General features: G+C 66.0%; 16 protein-coding genes. 3 read left to right on the forward strand and 13 right to left on the reverse strand.

What is annotated here, in order from left to right; all coding sequences use genetic code 11:
• Window positions 1–9: 9 nt before the first annotated feature.
• The 3 genes from ACO2Q9_RS08295 to ACO2Q9_RS08305 form a co-directional block, all read right to left on the reverse strand.
• Complete coding sequence (locus ACO2Q9_RS08295) at window positions 10–438, reverse strand: VOC family protein (RefSeq protein WP_423310143.1); 429 nt, start codon at window positions 436–438, stop codon at window positions 10–12.
• A 47-nt stretch (window positions 439–485) separates the two neighbouring features.
• Entirely contained in the window at window positions 486–1,193 is a 708-nt protein-coding gene (gene msrA / locus ACO2Q9_RS08300) for a peptide-methionine (S)-S-oxide reductase MsrA (RefSeq protein WP_423310145.1), read from the reverse strand.
• A gap of 413 nt (window positions 1,194–1,606) precedes the next feature.
• A complete protein-coding gene (locus ACO2Q9_RS08305) occupies window positions 1,607–2,047 on the reverse strand; it encodes a universal stress protein (protein ID WP_423310147.1) in 441 nt (146 codons plus the stop codon).
• 179 nt (window positions 2,048–2,226) lie between these two features.
• Here ACO2Q9_RS08305 and ACO2Q9_RS08310 point away from each other — a divergent pair, with 179 nt between their 5' ends.
• Complete coding sequence (locus ACO2Q9_RS08310; protein WP_423310149.1) at window positions 2,227–2,931, forward strand: hypothetical protein; 705 nt, start codon at window positions 2,227–2,229, stop codon at window positions 2,929–2,931.
• Here ACO2Q9_RS08310 and ACO2Q9_RS08315 read toward each other — a convergent pair whose 3' ends face one another.
• Together ACO2Q9_RS08315 and ACO2Q9_RS08320 are read right to left on the reverse strand one after the other, a co-directional pair.
• Window positions 2,932–4,182: an MFS transporter gene (locus ACO2Q9_RS08315; protein WP_423310151.1), complete on the reverse strand. Its 1,251-nt coding sequence runs from the start codon at window positions 4,180–4,182 to the stop codon at window positions 2,932–2,934.
• On the reverse strand, window positions 4,182–5,444 hold the full coding sequence (locus tag ACO2Q9_RS08320; protein ID WP_423310153.1) for a YbfB/YjiJ family MFS transporter: 1,263 nt from the start codon (window positions 5,442–5,444) through the stop codon (window positions 4,182–4,184). Before ACO2Q9_RS08320 ends, ACO2Q9_RS08315 begins: the two co-directional genes overlap by 1 nt.
• A gap of 56 nt (window positions 5,445–5,500) precedes the next feature.
• Between ACO2Q9_RS08320 and ACO2Q9_RS08325 the strand changes: the two genes are divergently transcribed.
• Both ACO2Q9_RS08325 and ACO2Q9_RS08330 read left to right on the forward strand, forming a co-directional pair.
• Window positions 5,501–5,821, forward strand: coding sequence for a hypothetical protein (locus ACO2Q9_RS08325; protein ID WP_423310155.1), 321 nt, complete (start codon window positions 5,501–5,503; stop codon window positions 5,819–5,821).
• A 100-nt stretch (window positions 5,822–5,921) separates the two neighbouring features.
• Window positions 5,922–7,538, forward strand: coding sequence for an alkaline phosphatase D family protein (locus ACO2Q9_RS08330; RefSeq protein WP_423310157.1), 1,617 nt, complete (start codon window positions 5,922–5,924; stop codon window positions 7,536–7,538).
• 34 nt (window positions 7,539–7,572) lie between these two features.
• Here the strand turns inward: ACO2Q9_RS08330 and ACO2Q9_RS08335 are convergent, their stop codons facing one another.
• The 8 genes from ACO2Q9_RS08335 to ACO2Q9_RS08370 form a co-directional block, all read right to left on the reverse strand.
• Window positions 7,573–7,902 (reverse strand): DUF883 family protein, encoded by a 330-nt coding sequence (locus ACO2Q9_RS08335; protein ID WP_423310159.1) that lies wholly within the window; start codon window positions 7,900–7,902, stop codon window positions 7,573–7,575.
• A gap of 127 nt (window positions 7,903–8,029) precedes the next feature.
• Entirely contained in the window at window positions 8,030–8,755 is a 726-nt protein-coding gene (gene serB / locus ACO2Q9_RS08340) for a phosphoserine phosphatase SerB (protein ID WP_423310161.1), read from the reverse strand.
• Window positions 8,756–8,810: 55 nt separating this feature from the next.
• Window positions 8,811–9,995 (reverse strand): Gfo/Idh/MocA family protein, encoded by a 1,185-nt coding sequence (locus tag ACO2Q9_RS08345; protein ID WP_423310163.1) that lies wholly within the window; start codon window positions 9,993–9,995, stop codon window positions 8,811–8,813.
• A complete protein-coding gene (locus tag ACO2Q9_RS08350) occupies window positions 9,992–11,056 on the reverse strand; it encodes a sugar phosphate isomerase/epimerase family protein (protein WP_423310165.1) in 1,065 nt (354 codons plus the stop codon). Before ACO2Q9_RS08350 ends, ACO2Q9_RS08345 begins: the two co-directional genes overlap by 4 nt.
• A 42-nt stretch (window positions 11,057–11,098) precedes the next feature.
• Window positions 11,099–12,061: a substrate-binding domain-containing protein gene (locus ACO2Q9_RS08355; RefSeq protein ID WP_423310167.1), complete on the reverse strand. Its 963-nt coding sequence runs from the start codon at window positions 12,059–12,061 to the stop codon at window positions 11,099–11,101.
• Window positions 12,062–12,121: 60 nt separating this feature from the next.
• A complete protein-coding gene (locus ACO2Q9_RS08360) occupies window positions 12,122–13,108 on the reverse strand; it encodes an ABC transporter permease (protein ID WP_423310169.1) in 987 nt (328 codons plus the stop codon).
• Window positions 13,089–14,594 (reverse strand): sugar ABC transporter ATP-binding protein, encoded by a 1,506-nt coding sequence (locus tag ACO2Q9_RS08365; RefSeq protein ID WP_423310171.1) that lies wholly within the window; start codon window positions 14,592–14,594, stop codon window positions 13,089–13,091. The genes ACO2Q9_RS08360 and ACO2Q9_RS08365 overlap by 20 nt, the downstream gene beginning before the upstream one ends.
• Window positions 14,591–15,787, reverse strand: a complete 1,197-nt coding sequence (locus ACO2Q9_RS08370) for an ROK family protein (protein WP_423310173.1) — start codon at window positions 15,785–15,787, stop codon at window positions 14,591–14,593. The genes ACO2Q9_RS08365 and ACO2Q9_RS08370 overlap by 4 nt, the downstream gene beginning before the upstream one ends.
• Between the last annotated feature and the right edge of the window lie 121 nt (window positions 15,788–15,908).

Consider the following 15,908-nt stretch of genomic DNA (forward strand, 5'->3'; position numbering starts at 1 on the left):
TCGGGCAGTTCAGAACGTGATCTTCACCGACGGCGCGCTGCGCGTGTGTTCGCCGTGGAAGACTGCCTCGATGTTGTTGCCGTCCGGGTCGAGCACGAACGCGGCGTAGTAGCCGGGGTGGTAGGGCCGCGGCCCGGGCGCGCCGTTGTCCTTGCCGCCGTTGGCCAGCGCGGCTTGGTGGAAGGCTTCCACCATCGCCTTGTCTTTCGCCTGGAAGGCGAAGTGATGACGACCCGTCAGATGGCCCTGCGCAGCCTGGCTGTCGGCCGTGGAGACAAAGAGTTCGTCGGCCCAGAAATAGCCGTCGCCCGTGCCGCCCATGGGGATGCCAAGCACGCCGAACACCGCCTCGTAGAACTTCTGGCTGGCGGGCAGGTCGCGCACGACGAGTTGCAGGTGGTCGAAAAGGCGACCGCGATGCAGTTCCTGTGTTTCCATAAGTGGGCTCCTGGTTTCAGTCTAACGATGCGTTTGCCGCTGCACGATCAGTTCCCTGTCATCACCAGCACCGGCTTGTCCCGCCACACCTCGGGCAGCAGGCGTTGCAGCGCTTCGAGTTTCGGCCTGTCGAACGTGGCGATGTAAGCGTCGCCCGGATGGCGCGTCGCATAGTCCTGGTGCTGCGCTTCGGCGATGAAGAATTCCGTCAGTGGCACGAGTTGCGTCACGATGCGGTCATCGCCGAAGACCCGTGCTTCTTCGAGTTGCGCGATGTACTGCTGGGCCACCTGTCGCTGCGTCGGTGTGACGTGGAAGATGGCCGAACGGTACTGCGTGCCTGCATCCGGGCCTTGGCGATTCAGTTGTGTCGGATCGTGGGCCACCGAGAAATAGATCTGCAGCAGTTTGCCGAAGGTGATCCGGCGCGGGTCGTAGGTGACTTCCACCGCTTCGGCATGACCGGTGCGGCCGGTGCTGACCATGCCGTAGTGGGCGTCTCCAGCCTTGCCGCCTGCGTAACCTGAAACCGCTGCAAGAACACCATCGGTGTGCTGGAAGACCGCCTGCACGCCCCAGAAACACCCACCCGCGAACACCACCCGTGCATGGGTGGCGCCGGCGGACTCCGAAGCCGCGACCTGGGCGGCCGGCAATGCCACGGCGTGTTCACCCAGGTTGCGGTTCGAAGCGGCGGTCACTGCAATGCCGATGGCAACCGCGAACACGGCGATGACGAAGAGGATGGCTTTCATGGTGCGCGAGCTTGGCATTCTTCCAGAAACGCTCGTGACGCGCGGGGCAGTACGCACGTCCGGCATTGCAATGCGCCGCATTCCTACCCTTCGCTACCGCTTTGACCGCCGGAGCGCGACGCATTGCGCGCGCAGACTCGATCAAAACAAACATCAAGGTCTGCCATGGCTTCTCCTTTCCCGCCCATGCGTACATCACCAGCCAAGGCACTGGCCTTGGGTGCGGCAATGGCACTGTTGCCCGTCCGAAGGACCAACATCAGCAGGATGCGGATCCTCGAACCGTCAGCCATCGACAGCTGGCATGCCCATGTCTATTCCGGGGCCGCGACCATCGCGAAAGCGCGGTGTGGCTGGGCCGCTCCTGCGAATTGAAGCTATCGGCCCTGCACGACTGACCCGCAAGACGAGTCTCAACGGGCGATCAGCACCGGCACCGGCGATTCCGCCGCGACCTTGTTGGCCACGCTGCCCATCATGAGACGCGCAACGCCCGTACGGCCGTGCGAGCCCATCACGATAAGGTCCGCGCCTTCGGTCTTTGCTGTTTCGACGATGCCCTGGGTCGCGGTGACGTCTTCTGCCACGCGTGTGGCCAGGTTCACCTTCGTGCCGCCCGCTTCGCAAAGTTCTGCCACGCGCGCGTGGGCCTCAGCCGCATGCTGCATTGCAGCAGACATATAGGACTGGAAGCCCATCGGGTTCACGTCGCCCACGCCCACGTAGGGATAAGGGTCGACCACGTACAGGGCGGTCAGCTTCGCACCGTGCGCGCGGGCCAGGCCCACGGCCAGGCCTGCGGCGTGCTCCGACGCGGCGGAACCGTCGGTGGCCAGGATGATGTGCTTGAACATGTGGTGTGCCTCACTTTCTGTAGAAACCGGACGTATTCCCGTATGACTCGACTGTGACGCGAAGTTCACGCGCGCAGCGTGATCTGAATCATGCGCGAGCATTTCGATACGGGTGCTTACCTGCAACCGGGCCGCGGTCCTACACCGCAGCCACGAGCCCGGTCGAATACTTCTTCATCATGTCCATCAATCCGAAGCACCCGCCCACGCCGGAACCCTTGGCGCCGCAGAAAGCGCCCCAGAAGCCCGGCGAACAGCAGCCGACGCCGCATCCTGGCGAGTCGCTGCCGCATCCGAGCGCGCCGGACGCAGCCGGTGCACCGGGTGCACGGTGGGTCAAACAATCGAAACGTGGGACCGCGTTGATTTTCGCAGCGTCGGTCGTCGCCTTCGGTGCATGGATTCTTTTGTCGGGCATGCCTGTTCACGCGCAGGACCGGCTGAATTCCGAACGGTGCCAAAGTGCGCAACGTGAACTCGAGGCTGCGACGTCTGCCGTGGATGCCGACCGCAAAGCCGATCGCGGTACAGGGAACACCGCCAAGCTCAAGATCGAACTCGAGCGCTCGCGTGGCGTCGTCGCTTCGCGTTGTTTCGACCAGCCGGCCGATTCGGCAATGTCCGGCCGCGCGCCGCCGCCACCGGCGATGACGCCGCCCGTCATTGAAAAGCCGCATCCCGACCTGCCGCCCAAGGCTCCCGCCGAACCACGTGCGCAGATGGCCCCACCCCCGGTCCAGGTCGCCCGACCGACCGTACTCACAACCTGCGATCCCGGTGGTTGCTGGGATTCGAACGGCACGCGCCTGAACGGGCAAGGCCCTGTGCTCATTGGCCCTTCGGGAACCTGCGTGGCGCAGGGCGGCGTCGTGAATTGCCGATGATCAATCTTTCTTTGTCGGCCCGGGCAACAGGGCAAAAGCCGCCGCACCCGACGCCAGCATCGCTGCACTCGTCAGCATGACCGCCGCATAGGCGTCGAACTGGTGTTGCGAGGCCCATGACGCAGCCAGCCCGGTGACCCACTGCATCATCGCGATGCCCAGGAACATGGCCATGGTGAACACCGCCATCGCCCGGCCCGTCATAGAAGGTGGGTAAGCCTCACGCGTGTCGGAGTACTGCAGGATGATGAATCCGGTGATGAAGCCGATGCCGATGGCGGAGGCGATGGCAAGTGCGACCGATTGCGTGAACGCCAGCAGCACGAACGGCAACGTCATGACCAGCGCGAAGCCGACGATCCAGCGACGCCGCCGTGCGGCAAAGAAGGAGTCTGCCCGGCCGAACAGCGGCGCGGTGAGCAACGACACGAGCGATGCGACCACGGCCACGTTGCCGCTTTGCACCAGCGTCATGCCGTAGCGTTCCACCAGCAACGGACCGAGCCAGAGCCCGCGCAATGTGAGGAAGGCCGCGTAGGTCACGGAGGCCAGCGCCATGATGCCCCACGTTTGCGGCATGGCCAGCAGACGCCCGAACTGGCGCAGCGCGGTCCATGGCGATTCCTTTGCGGCAGAAGGTGCCGCTGCTTCCGGGCTTTCCGTCGCGGGCTCGCGCACGAGTGCGAACACCGTGATCCACGCCAGCACCGACAACACGGCGAGCACGCCGAAGCCCATGCGCCACGACCATTCCTGCACCACCCACGCCAGCGGTGTTCCCGTTGCCAGCAGGCCGATGCCGCCGATCGCCATGGTCGTACCCGAGACGGCCGCAAAGCGATTTGCAGGGAAGTGCCGCGCGATGAACACCGTGCAGACGAGGAACGCCGGCGCGCAGCCGACGCCGGTCAACGCCTGCCCGACCAGCACCCATCCGTAACTGGGCGCGAGCGCCGACAGGGCCGCACCGGCCACGGCGAGCGGGAATGCGGTGAGCAGGGTGCGCCGCACGCCGTACAGGTCGATGCCGATGCCCATGAACAACTGCATCGAACCGAACGCGAAATGGAAGATGCCGGCGAACACGCCGAGCTGCTGCGCATCGAGCGAGAACTCGGCCTGCAATTGCGTGGCCATCATCGCGGCGAGCGAGCGGAATGCCTGGCTCAGCGCAAACGCGCTGATCAGGCCCAGCAACATGATCCAGAGCACGCGCACGGGTGTGGACGGGGAGCTGCCTTGCATGGCCATCAATGCCCGCGCGGATAGGGATAGGCACGCGCCATCCATCCGTAGATGAGTGCACCCAACACCAGAGACGCGGCGGCAATACCGAGCGACAGGTCGAAGCCTTGCGTGGCACTGGCGCTGTGCGCAATCGCAAACGCAGCCAGCGGCGGCCCGGCCACCTGCCCGAAGCCATACATGGCGGTGAGCAGCCCGGTGAAGGCCGACACAGCCAGCGGCCGCACGCGCCGCACCTCCTGCATGGCGAAATAGGTGATGGCCGTGAACGGCAGTCCGAGCAACAGGCTGCCGATGGCGAAGCCGGCGGACGTCGGGCTGACCAGACCGGCGGCCACGCCCAGCGCCTGGATGACGTAGCAGCCGGCGAGCATGATGCGCATATCACCCGGATTGCGGATGCGCGACGCGATGACGGCACCGAGCATCACGCCCAGCCCGAAGATCGGCCAGAACAGATCGAGCCATGCCGAGTTTGGCAAGGTGCCGCGCGCGATCACCGGCAGGAAGGTGGCGGTGATGATGTAGCCGAACCCTGCGAGCCCGTACGCTAGGGTGAGCAGGCCGAGTTCGGTAGCCCCGTGAGTGCGCTCACCTGCGGGTTCGGCCGAACTGGCGACGGGGGCGGGTGCACTGATGGGCAGCACGTGCTGGCGCGCGAACACCCGCCAGATCGCAGCCGTCAGCACGGCGGCCAGCACGCCGAAGGCGAGCCAGCCCGTCGCAGCGCGCCAGCCGTCCGCCACCATGGCCGACGCGGCCACGCCGCTGAGCATGATGCCCGCGCCGGGGCCGACAAAGATCAAGGCACCGCGCGCCGGCACGCCCAGCCGCGCCAGTTGGCCCATGCACCAGCCGGACGCGAAAACGAACACCAGCGCGCTGGCCACGCCGGCCAGGAACCGCAGAAGCGGCCAAGCGGCCGGAAAATGCTGCGCCATACCCAGCGTGAGTGCGCAGGTGGCGCTGAGGCCGATGCGCACGGCCAGGGTGTGGCGCACCGGCGGAAGGCCGCCCAGGCGACGCCAGATCCAGGGCTGCGCGGTGCACAGGAGCGCACCCAGCAGATAGCCGAGGTAATTGGCGCTGGCCAGCCAGCTGGCCTTCCGCAGGTCCACAACGCCGTCGTGCAGCATCATTGGCAGCAGCGGCGTGAAGGCGAAGCGCCCGATGCCCATGGCCACGGCCAGCGACAGCATGCCGGCTGCGACGATGTGCCAGGGTTCGATGGGGGACGCGGTGGGGGATGCGGGCGGAGGGGAAGTCACGAGCTGCAGGGCGGGGAACCCTGCCGACTATACCCAGCCTGGTTAAAGTGTGTGGGATGCGGCCCCGCTATCACGTCTATGTTGTGCAGCTGTCCGATGAGGTCTGGAACAGCGCACGCTTTCGCCGCGCGAACCCAGACTACCAGCTCGGCCAGCCCTTCGTCTATGTCGGCATGACGGGGCTGGACCCGGACATCCGTTTCGACAAGCACAAGGCCGGTATCCAGGCCAATGTCTTCGTGCGCGACTACGGGCTGCACCTGCTGCCCGCGCTGTACGAGAAGCACAATCCCATGCCCTACGACGACGCGAAGCTCATGGAAGTGGAGCTCGGCATCGGCCTGCGCAGGCGGGGTTTCGGGGTCTGGCAGGCCTGAGTCCGCGTGGTCGTGCGCAGGATGCGGTTGTCAACGCGGTCGTCATGACACGCGTGTATAACCAGCGCGACCCGTGAGGCCTGGCCGTGCAGGAGGACACATGAACGACAACTCGAAGAATTCCCCGGACCCCGTCAACCGCCGTCGGCTGTTGCAACTGGCGGCCGGCAGCGCGACCCTGCTGTGGCTGCCGCGCAGTGCGTGGAGCCAGCCCCGCATTTCGTCCAACCCGTTCGCGCTCGGCGTGGCCAGTGGCTCGCCGTCGCCCGACGGCATGGTGTTGTGGACGCGCCTCGTGTCGGGCGGCTTCACCGGCGTGTCCGCGCTGTCGCAGGGACCTGTGACAGTGCGTTGGGAAGTCGCGCATGACGAGGCATTCATGCGCATCGCGAAATCGGGTGTCGCGCAGGCCTCACCCGAGCTTGCGCATTCCGTGCACGTGGAAGTGCAGGGGCTCGAACCCGATCGCTGGTACTTCTACCGGTTCATGGTCGGTGGCCATGGCAACGACTGGGTCAGCCCCACCGGCCGCACGCGCACCTTTCCCGCCGAGGGGGCTGCGGTCTCGCGCCTGCGGCTGGCCTACGCGTCGTGCCAGCGCTGGGAGCACGGGTACTACGCCGCCTACCGCCACATGCGCAACGAGTCGCTGGACGTGGTGATGTTCCTGGGCGACTACATCTACGAATACCCCGGCGCGAGCGAACCGGCGCGCCGCGTGCCCGGTGGCTGGGTGATCACGCTGGACGACTACCGTGCACGTTATGCGCTGCACAAGACCGACGAAGACCTGCAGGCCATGCACGCGGCATGCCCCTGGCTCGTCACGTGGGACGACCACGAGGTGCAGAACGACTACGCCGGCGTGGCCGCGGGCAACGCCGGCCCGGCCGTGGCGGATTTCGGCGCGCGCCGTGCGGCCGCCTACCAGGCCTACTACGAGCACATGCCGCTGCGCAGCACGGTGCTCACGCGCGCCATCGCAGGGCTGCAGCAGGGCGCCGAGTTGCGCATCTACGGCCGTGTGCCGTTCGGCCGCCTGGCAACGCTGCACCTGCTGGACGACCGGCAATACCGCAACGCGCAAGCGTGCACGCCCGAAGGACGTGCGGGTTCAGGGTCGGTGGCGACGGAGCGCTGCGCGATCTGGAACGATCCGGCCCGCACGCTGCTCGGTGCCGAACAGGAGACGTGGCTGGACCGCGCGTTCGCAGAATCCGCAGGCACCACCTGGAACGTCGTGGGCCAGCAAAGCGTCTTCGGCCGGCGCGATTTCAGGCGCGGGCCGGAGGAATTCATGTGGAACGACGGATGGGACGGCTACACGCCCGCGCGCAACCGGTTCCTGGCTTCCATGCAGAAGCACAGCGTTGCGAACCCGGTGCTGCTGGGTGGCGATGTCCACGAGAACTGGGTCGGCCACGTGAAGGCCGACTACACGCGCGCTGAAAGTGCCGCGCTCGGCGTGGAATTCTGCGGAACGAGCATCACCTCGCGCACGAGCGTGAGCCCCAGGCAGGCCGAGTGGCTTGCCGAAAACCCCCACTTCGTCTACGCGAACGGCGAGAAGCGGGGTTACGGTGTCGTGGAGTTCACGCCCCGGCAGATCACTACTACCTTGCGTGCGGTCGATGACGTGACGCGGCGCGACAGTGGTCTGCAGACGCTTGCGCAATTCGTGGTGCAGGCAGGCCGCCCGCAGCTCGAGCGGGCCTGAGCGACGGCGCACAGCGTCAGCAGTCTCAGCAGAGTCAGTAGCGGCTGTGGTGGCGCGCGCCACACAGCAGCCCCACCAGCACGCCGATGCCGGCGGCGATGGCGACGTATTGCAACGGCTTTTCACGCACGCAATCGCGAGCGGCTTCGAGCGCCTGTTCGGGCGTTTCGGTCACGCGATGAAGGCGGTCGCTCCACGCTTCGGCCGTTGCGGTGGCCTTGCCGGTGACCTTGTCCACACCCTCGTGGGCGGAACTCGACAGTTGGTCGATCTTGTCGTGCAGCCGGGTGTTGGCCTTGTGGATGTTGCGCGTCGCTGCGTTTTCGGCGGCATCGTCTGCGCCGGGAAGGTCGGTGGTGGCCATGTCGGTGTCCTCTGGTTGGTCTGATGGATCAGCGGATCACTTTAGGCCGCATGGTGGCAATCCCATGTGGGGCAGGCAGCCCCGTGCTTGCAGGACGTTTCCTACCCGGGCAGGGAAGGTGTACGGCTCAGGGATGCACCACCTCGAGCAGCCGGTCCAGCCCGCCGGTGTCGATGGCCACCATAGCCTGTTCGCGCACCTTCGGTTTGGCGTGATACGCGACGGACAGGCCAGCCACGCCCATCATCGGCAGATCGTTGGCGCCATCGCCCACCGCGATGGCCTGATGGGCCGGAATGCCGAGTTCACCGCAGGTCGCCAGCAGCATGCGGCGTTTCTCTTCGCCGTCGCAGATGTCGCCCCAGGGCTGGTCCACCATGCGGCCGGTGAGAACGCCATTGGCGTCCACGTCGAGCACGTTGGCGCGCATGAAGTCGATGCCCAGCCGCTCGCATACGCGCTCGGCAAAAAACGTGAAGCCGCCGGAAACCAGCATCACCTTCATGCCGGCCTTCTTGCAGGCGGCAATGAGCTCTGCCGCGCCAGGGTTGAGCCTGAGGCGCTCCTTGTAGACCGCTTCCATCTGCGCCACCGTCACGCCCTCGAGCAGCGCGACACGGCGGCGCAGGCTCTCCTTGAAATCGGTGATCTCGCCGCGCATCGATGCTTCGGTGATGGCGGCCACTTCGGCCTTGCGACCCACGGCGTCGGCGATCTCGTCCACGCATTCGATGTTGATCAGCGTCGAGTCCATGTCGAATGCGATCAGCTTGAATGCGTCCAGTCGCAGCGGAGGCGTGAAGATGCGGACGGTGAGGCCGGGGGCGAATTCGGTGGCAGGGGAGGCAGTCATGACCGGGATTTTCTCATCCGGCCACGACAGAGGCGTCAGGCGACTCCAATCGACGTCAGATGGCCTGCAGCTTTGTCCACTTCGCGCCGTCGCGATGGCTGCGGATCGCCGCCTCCACGAAGGCCATGCCGTCGATGCCGTCGTCCAGCCCGGGCATGTGGCCCTCAACGCCGTTTGCGCCGTCCGTGCCTTTCCGCCATGCCTGGGCGAAGTCCCGGTACAACTGCGCGAAGGCTTCCAGATAGCCCTCGGGGTGCCCGGCGGGAATGCGGCTCATGCCGGCGATCGCCGATGAGGCCGGTGCAAGGCCGCGACGCAGGCATTGCGCCGGTTCACCCTGGCGGGCGAACCGGAGTTCTTCAGGCCGTTCCTGATCGAAGTGCAGCGACGCCTGCGTGCCATACACGCGCAGCCGCAGCGCGTTGACCGCACCGCTTGCAACCTGGCTGGCCCATAGCATGCCGCGTGCGCCGCCTTCGTAGTGCAGCATGACCTGCACGTGGTCGTCCAGCGCGCGGCCTGCGACGAAGGTCGAGAGTTCGGCCGAGAGCTCCTGCACCTTCAGTCCCGAGACGTAGCGGGCGAGGTGATAAGCATGCGTGCCGATGTCGCCGAGCGCGCCAGCGGGCCCGGCCTGCGCGGGGTCGTTGCGCCACGCGGCCTGCTTGTTGCCCTGCTGTTCGATGGGCTGGCCCAGCCAGTCCTGCGCGTATTCCACCTGCACGATGCGGATGTCGCCGAGTTCTCCGGCCGCGATCATCTCGCGCGCCTGCCGCACCATGGGATAGCCGCTGTAGGTGTGTGTCAGCAGGAAATGGAGATTCCTTTCGCGGACCACCTGCGCGAGCTTTTGCGCATCGGCCAGCGAGGTTGCGATGGGCTTGTCGCAGATGATGTGGATGCCCTGTTCGGCGAACGCGAGCGCCACCGGCACATGCAAGTGGTTCGGCGTGACGATGACCACCGCGTCGATACCGTCTTCACGCGTGGCTTCGGCGCGGGCCATTTCGCCGTAGTCGGCGTAACTGCGTTCGGGTGCGATGCGCAAGGCCGTCGCGCTGGCGTGCGCCTTGGCGGGGGTGGAAGAGAGCGCACCGGCAACGAGCTCGAATTCGTCGTCCAGCCGCGCAGCGATGCGGTGTGCCGCGCCGATGAAGCTGCCTTCACCGCCGCCCACCATGCCCAGCCGGATGCGTCGCGACGTGTCTTTGTTTTTTGCGAAGCCGTTGCCTGCCATCATTTCTCTTTCGACAGCCCGAGCAGGTTCGACAGCGTCGCCGGATCTCCCGCACTCGCTGCGAAATCGTCGAACGCACGGTCGGCCACGCGGATGATGTGGTCGCGGATGAAGGCCGCGCCTTCGCGCGCACCGTCTTCCGGATGCTTGATGCAGCATTCCCATTCGAGCACGGCCCAACCCGGGTAGTCGTACTGCGCCATCTTCGAGAAGATCGAGCGGAAGTCCACCTGGCCGTCACCCAGCGAACGGAAGCGGCCCGCGCGGTCGATCCAGTTGGCAAAGCCGCCATACACGCCTTGCCGGCCGTTGGGACGGAACTCGGCGTCCTTCACGTGGAAGGCGCGGATGCGTTCGTGGTAGATGTCCATGAACTCGAGGTAGTCGAGCTGCTGCAGCACGAAGTGGCTCGGGTCGTACAGGATGTTCGCGCGCGGATGCTGGTCCACGGCATCGAGGAAGCGCTCGAAGGTCACGCCGTCGTGCAGGTCTTCACCCGGGTGCAGTTCGTAGCAGACGTCCACGCCTGCATCGTCGAATGCGTCGAGCACCGGCTTCCAGCGCTTTGCCAATTCGGCGAACGCGGCATCGACCAGTCCCGCCGGGCGCTGCGGCCACGGGTAGAGGTATGGCCATGCCAGTGCGCCCGAGAAGCTGGCATGCGCCTTCAGGCCCAGACGCTTCGACGCCTTCGCGGCGAGCTTCAGTTGCGACTCTGCCCACATCGTGCGCTCGGCCGGCTTGCCGTGCAATGCCTTCGGCGCGAACGCGTCGAACTGCAGGTCGTACGCGGGGTGCACCGCGAGCAACTGACCTTGCAGGTGTGTCGAAAGTTCGGTCACTTCCAGGCCGTGCTGCGCGAGGCGGCCCTTGATGTCGTCGCAATATGTGTCGCTCGTGGCGGCTTTGTCGAGATCGAAGATCGCCGGGTCCGACGTGGGGATTTGCACCCCCTTGTAGCCCAGCGAAGCGGCCCAGCCCGCCAATCCGTCGAGCGTGTCGAACGGTGCGGACGGGCCGATGAACTGGGCCAGGAAAATCCCCGGTCCCTGGATGGTTCTCATGAGGGTTCTCCTGGCGTTTCTTTCACATGTGCACCGTCGCGATCAGAACGGCGAATCCGGGTAGTAGAAGTTCTTCGCGGTGTCCTTGGTGATCAGCACCGACGGGACAATGGTCGTGGCAGGCAGCTTTTCACCCTTGGCACGTGCGAGCGCGGTCATCTTGATCGCGTCGTACAGGAACTTCGGCGAGTAGGACACATTGGCCTGGATCAGCGGGTTGCTGCCGTCCATCAGCGTCTTGATCATCGACTTCGCGCCGGCGCCGCCGAACACGATCTTGATGTCGGTGCGCTTGGCCTGTTCGATGGCCTTGAGCACGCCGAAGGCCATGTCGTCGTCCGCCGCCCACACGGCGTCGATCTGCTTGAAGCGCGTCAGGAAGTCCTGCGTGACCTTGAACGCGTCGTCGCGGTTCCAGTTGCCGTGCTTGGCGTCCAGCAGCTTGATGCCGGGTGACTTGTCGATCACGGCCTTGAAGGCATCCATGCGCTCGTTGTCGATGGTGGTCGGGATGCCGCGCAGCGCGACGATGTTGCCCTTGCCGTTCAGCGCCTTCACCAGGTACTCGGCCGGAATGCGGCCGAAGGCAGTGTTGTCGCCGGAGACGTAGGCGTCCTGCGCGCTGGTGTCCGTCAGGCCGCGGTCGACCACCGTCACGTACACGCCCTTGGCCTTGACCTGCGCGACCGGCTTGGTCAGCGCTGCCGATTCGAAAGGCAGCACGACGAGCGAGTCGATCTTGGTGGCAGTCACCAGATCCTGCAGCTGGTTGGCCTGTTCGGGCGCGCCGCTGCTGGTCTTGATGGTGACCTTGATGTTCGGGTTGGACTTTTCCAGTTCCTTCTTCGCTTCGTTGGCCCAGTACACCAGGCCGGCGGCGAAGCTGTGCGTGGCGGCCGGGATGGCGACGCCGAGGTTCACCTTGTTCTGTGCCATCGCCGGGCTTGCGAAAGCAGCGGCTGCCAGCGCGATGGCGGTCAGCAGGTGGGTACGTCTTGTGTTCATCTCTCTTGTCTCCTTGGTTGGTGGTGGTGAAAAACTACGGAAAGCACGCTCTGCGAAAACTCAGTTGCGCCGCCGCTGCATGAACGCGACGGCGATGATCACGAAGCCCTGCACCGCCGCATTCAGGTACACACTGATGATGCTGGTGAGGTTCAGGATGTTGCTGATGACCGAAAGCAGCACCGCACCGATCACGGTGCCGCTGATGCTGCCCGCACCGCCGCGCAGCGCTGTACCGCCGACGATCACGGCGGCGATGGCTTCCAGCTCCCAAAGCAAGCCCGTGGAAGGCGATGCCGAGCCCAGACGCGGCACGTACAGCAGCGTGGCGATGCCCACGCACACGCCGAGCAGCGTGTAGGTCAGCACCTTGATGCGGTCCACGTCCACGGCGGCATAGCGCGCCACCTGTTCGTTGGAGCCGATGGCCTGCACGTAGCGGCCATAGGTCGTGCGGTTGAGCAGCAGGCCGCCCGCGACTGCGACTGCGGCGAACACCCATACCGGAATCGGGATGCCCAGCAGGCTGCCGTAGTACACCGGGCCGTACACGTCGGAGAGTTCGTTCTCCAGCGTGATCGCACCGCCGTTGGCGAAGTAGGTGAGGTACGCACGGAAGATGCCGAGCGTGCCCAGCGTGACGATGAAAGGCTCGATGCGTCCGCGTGTGATGAGCAGGCCGTGTGCGAGCCCGAACAGCGCACCCAGCACCACCGCGCATACCATGCCGACCACAACCAGCATGGCCGGAGGCCAGCCCAGCGGCAGCAGCTTGTTCATGAGCAGGATGGTCACGCCCGCGATCAGCGCCGCCATGGAGCCGACCGACAGGTCGATGCCACCCGAGATGATGACGAAGCACATGCCCACGGCGATGATGCCGATGAAGGCCGTGCGCGTGAGCACGTTCATCGCGTTGTCCATGGTCGCGAACTCGCTGTTGAGCAATGTGCCGGCGACGCACAGCACCACGAGGCCGAGCACCGGTCCGAGCGAATGCAGATTCAGCTTCTTCATGAGGCTGGCCTCAGCGGGTTCCTGTGGCATGGGCGATGAGTTCCTCTTCATTCAGTAGTCCGGCCGGCAGCATGGCCCGCAGCTGGCCGCCACGCATGACGGCGACCTTGTGGCAGATGCCGATGAGTTCCATCAGCTCGGACGAGATCACGACGACCGCCTTGCCTTCATCGGTGAGCCGGCGGATCAGCAGGTAGATGTCGCGCTTGGCGCCGATGTCCACGCCGCGCGTGGGTTCGTCCAGCACCACCACCTGGGGTTGCGGGTGAAGCACCCGCGCGAGGGCGAGCTTCTGCTGGTTGCCGCCGGAAAGCGCGGACGCGGGTACGTCGAGCGAGCCGGTGCGGATGCCGAATTCCTTCACTGCGGCATCGAGCGCTGCTGCTTCGCTGGCCGGGCTCAACCAAGGGTTCGCGTGGCGCTTCAGGTCCATCAGCGTGAGGTTGTCGCGCAGGCCGAAGCGCACGTGCAGGCCGCGGCCCTTGCGGTCTTCGCTCAGGTACGTCAGGCCTGCGTCCGCGGCCTCACGCGGCGAACGTGGTGCGATGGCACGGCCCGCAATTTGCATTGACTGCACTGTGCGTGCGCGCAGGCCCAGCAGGCCTTCGAAAAGTTCGGTGCGGCCCGCGCCGACCAGACCGGCAAAGCCCAGCACCTCGCCGGCGCGCACGTCGAAGCTCACACCCTCGGCCCACCCGGGCACGCTCAGGTCGCGTACCGACAGCAGCACGGGCGCGTCGGCCGGAACTTCGTTGCGTGGAGGGTAGAGGTCGGCCAGTTCGCGCCCGACCATCAGATTGGCCATCTGCGCACGGGTGAGTTCGGCCGTGGGGCGCTGCGCCACGAGACGTCCGTCGCGCATGACGACGACTTCACGTGTCACGCGCTCCACCTCGTCGAGCTTGTGCGAGATGTAGACGATGGTCACGCCTTCGGACTGCAGCTTCGCCATCAGTTCGAACAGCCGGTTCGTCTCGCCCGGCGTCAGCGTGGCGGTGGGTTCGTCCATCACCAGCACGCGGGCCTTGCGGGACAGCGCCTTGGCGATCTCCACCAGCTGGCGCTCGGCCACGATGAGATCGCGCACGCGCGTGTCCGGGTCGGCCTTGAGCCCCACGTCATCCATGACGGCGCGGGCTGCGGCACGCATCTCGTCTTCAGCCAACCAGATGCCGCGCCGCTTCTCGTGACCCAGGAAGATGTTCTGCGCGATCGTCAGGTCTTCGGCCAGGTTGAATTCCTGATGGATCAGCACGATGCCCTCGGCTTCGGCTGCGCGCGGCCCGTCGAACGCCACGGCGCGGTCATTCACGCGGATCTCGCCGGCCGACGGTGATTCGTAGCCCGACAGGATTTTCATCAGCGTGGACTTGCCTGCGCCGTTCTCACCGAGCAGGCCGTACACGTGGCCCGGCTCCAGCATCAGACTGACGCCATGCAGCACCTGCACAGGGCCGAAGCTCTTGTCGATGCCGACGAGCTCGACGCGCACGCTCGTGTTTGATGCGCCCGTCATGCCGCCTCCGCCTGCCGCAGGCTTTCCTGCATGGCGAGCACGCCCGCGCCGATCAGGCCTGCGCGGTCGCCCAGAGGCGTGTACTGGATGTCGAGATGGCGCGTGGAAAGCGCCAGCGACCGCTGGTATACGCTCTGCCGCACCGCAGCAAGGAACAGGGGCCCCACGCGCGACACGCCGCCGCCGATGAACACATGCGACGGGTTGAAGAAGTTGACGACTGACGCGAGCATCTGCCCCACGAGCGCCCCCGAACGCTGGATCACCTGGTTCGCGGCCATGTCGCCGGCCCGGCTGGCCTCTGCCACATCCTGCAGGCGCAGCGTGCCGCGCTCGGCCAGCATGCGGGCGAGCATGTCGCTCTGGCCAGCGCGTGCAGCTTCGGTGGCCATGGCGGCGATGGCCGGGCCGGCGGCCAGCGTCTCGACGCAGCCGAAATTGCCGCAATGACAGCGCGGGCCGTCCGGCACCACGCAGATATGGCCGACGTCGCCGGCCGAACCGTTGGCCCCGCGGTAGACCTGCCCATGGCAGACGATGCCGCAGCCGATGCCGGTGCCGACCTTCACCACCAGGAAGTTCTGCAGGCTGCGCTGCATGCGCCAGAGTTCGCCCAGCGCCATCACGTTCACGTCGTTGTCCACGAAGACCGGCGCGGAGAAGTCGGTGCCGATGTCGTCGCGGATCGAATAAGCGTCCCACTGCGGCATGAGTGGCGGGTTGACCAGTTGCCCGCTGTCGAAGTCCACCGGGCCGGGCAGGCCGATGCCGATGGCAATGACCTGCTTGGGCCCCATCCGGCATTGGGCGAGAAGCTCGTGCATGAGTGTGCGGATGCGCGAGAGCACCGGGCCGGGACCGTCGCGCACGTCGGCCGGTTCGCTGTGGTGGGCGAGCACGGCAAGGTCGGGGCTGAGGATGCCGACTTCGAGGCCGGTGGCGCCGACCGCCACGCCGATCAGCACCCCCAGGCTGCGGGAGAGGCGGAGGACTTCGGCGCGGCGTCCGCCTGTGGGCACCTGCTGGCCGGATTCTTCCAGCAGGCCCTGGTCGAGGAGTTCGGCGACGGCTGCATTGGCGCGGCTCTTGGAGAACGATGACGCCGTCGCGAGCGCGTCACGCGAAATGCCGCTGGCCCAGAACACGTGGTCCAGGATGGCCTTTTCGCCGGTGCGAAGCCCCTTCCAGTTCAAGTCTTGTCTCCAGTGCCGTGCCGTCGAGTTGCGGCAGTCGGGCCATCGTATCGGGCTGAGTTCGACCCGACAAGATCAAAAATAGACCCAAAACGGGTCCATGTTTGACTGGAGTTCGGTT

Source organism: Variovorax sp. VNK109 (assembly GCF_049445855.1).
In the GTDB taxonomy this organism is placed as follows: Bacteria; Pseudomonadota; Gammaproteobacteria; order Burkholderiales; family Burkholderiaceae_C; genus JAGOCV01.

Bases quoted from the DNA above. Each gene is read 5' to 3' on its own strand.
- ACO2Q9_RS08315 (WP_423310151.1), bottom strand. From the start codon at position 4,182: ATGGCCATGCAAGGCAGCTCCCCGTCCACACCCGTGCGCGTGCTCTGG.
- ACO2Q9_RS08355 (WP_423310167.1), bottom strand. From the start codon at position 12,061: ATGAACACAAGACGTACCCACCTGCTGACCGCCATCGCGCTGGCAGCC.
- ACO2Q9_RS08365 (WP_423310171.1), bottom strand. From the start codon at position 14,594: ATGACGGGCGCATCAAACACGAGCGTGCGCGTCGAGCTCGTCGGCATC.
- ACO2Q9_RS08330 (WP_423310157.1), top strand. From the start codon at position 5,922: ATGAACGACAACTCGAAGAATTCCCCGGACCCCGTCAACCGCCGTCGG.
- ACO2Q9_RS08350 (WP_423310165.1), bottom strand. From the start codon at position 11,056: ATGAGAACCATCCAGGGACCGGGGATTTTCCTGGCCCAGTTCATCGGC.
- ACO2Q9_RS08345 (WP_423310163.1), bottom strand. From the start codon at position 9,995: ATGATGGCAGGCAACGGCTTCGCAAAAAACAAAGACACGTCGCGACGC.
- ACO2Q9_RS08310 (WP_423310149.1), top strand. From the start codon at position 2,227: ATGTCCATCAATCCGAAGCACCCGCCCACGCCGGAACCCTTGGCGCCG.
- ACO2Q9_RS08360 (WP_423310169.1), bottom strand. From the start codon at position 13,108: ATGCCACAGGAACCCGCTGAGGCCAGCCTCATGAAGAAGCTGAATCTG.
- serB (WP_423310161.1), bottom strand. From the start codon at position 8,755: ATGACTGCCTCCCCTGCCACCGAATTCGCCCCCGGCCTCACCGTCCGC.
- ACO2Q9_RS08335 (WP_423310159.1), bottom strand. From the start codon at position 7,902: ATGGCCACCACCGACCTTCCCGGCGCAGACGATGCCGCCGAAAACGCA.
- msrA (WP_423310145.1), bottom strand. From the start codon at position 1,193: ATGAAAGCCATCCTCTTCGTCATCGCCGTGTTCGCGGTTGCCATCGGC.
- ACO2Q9_RS08325 (WP_423310155.1), top strand. From the start codon at position 5,501: ATGCGGCCCCGCTATCACGTCTATGTTGTGCAGCTGTCCGATGAGGTC.
- ACO2Q9_RS08305 (WP_423310147.1), bottom strand. From the start codon at position 2,047: ATGTTCAAGCACATCATCCTGGCCACCGACGGTTCCGCCGCGTCGGAG.
- ACO2Q9_RS08295 (WP_423310143.1), bottom strand. From the start codon at position 438: ATGGAAACACAGGAACTGCATCGCGGTCGCCTTTTCGACCACCTGCAA.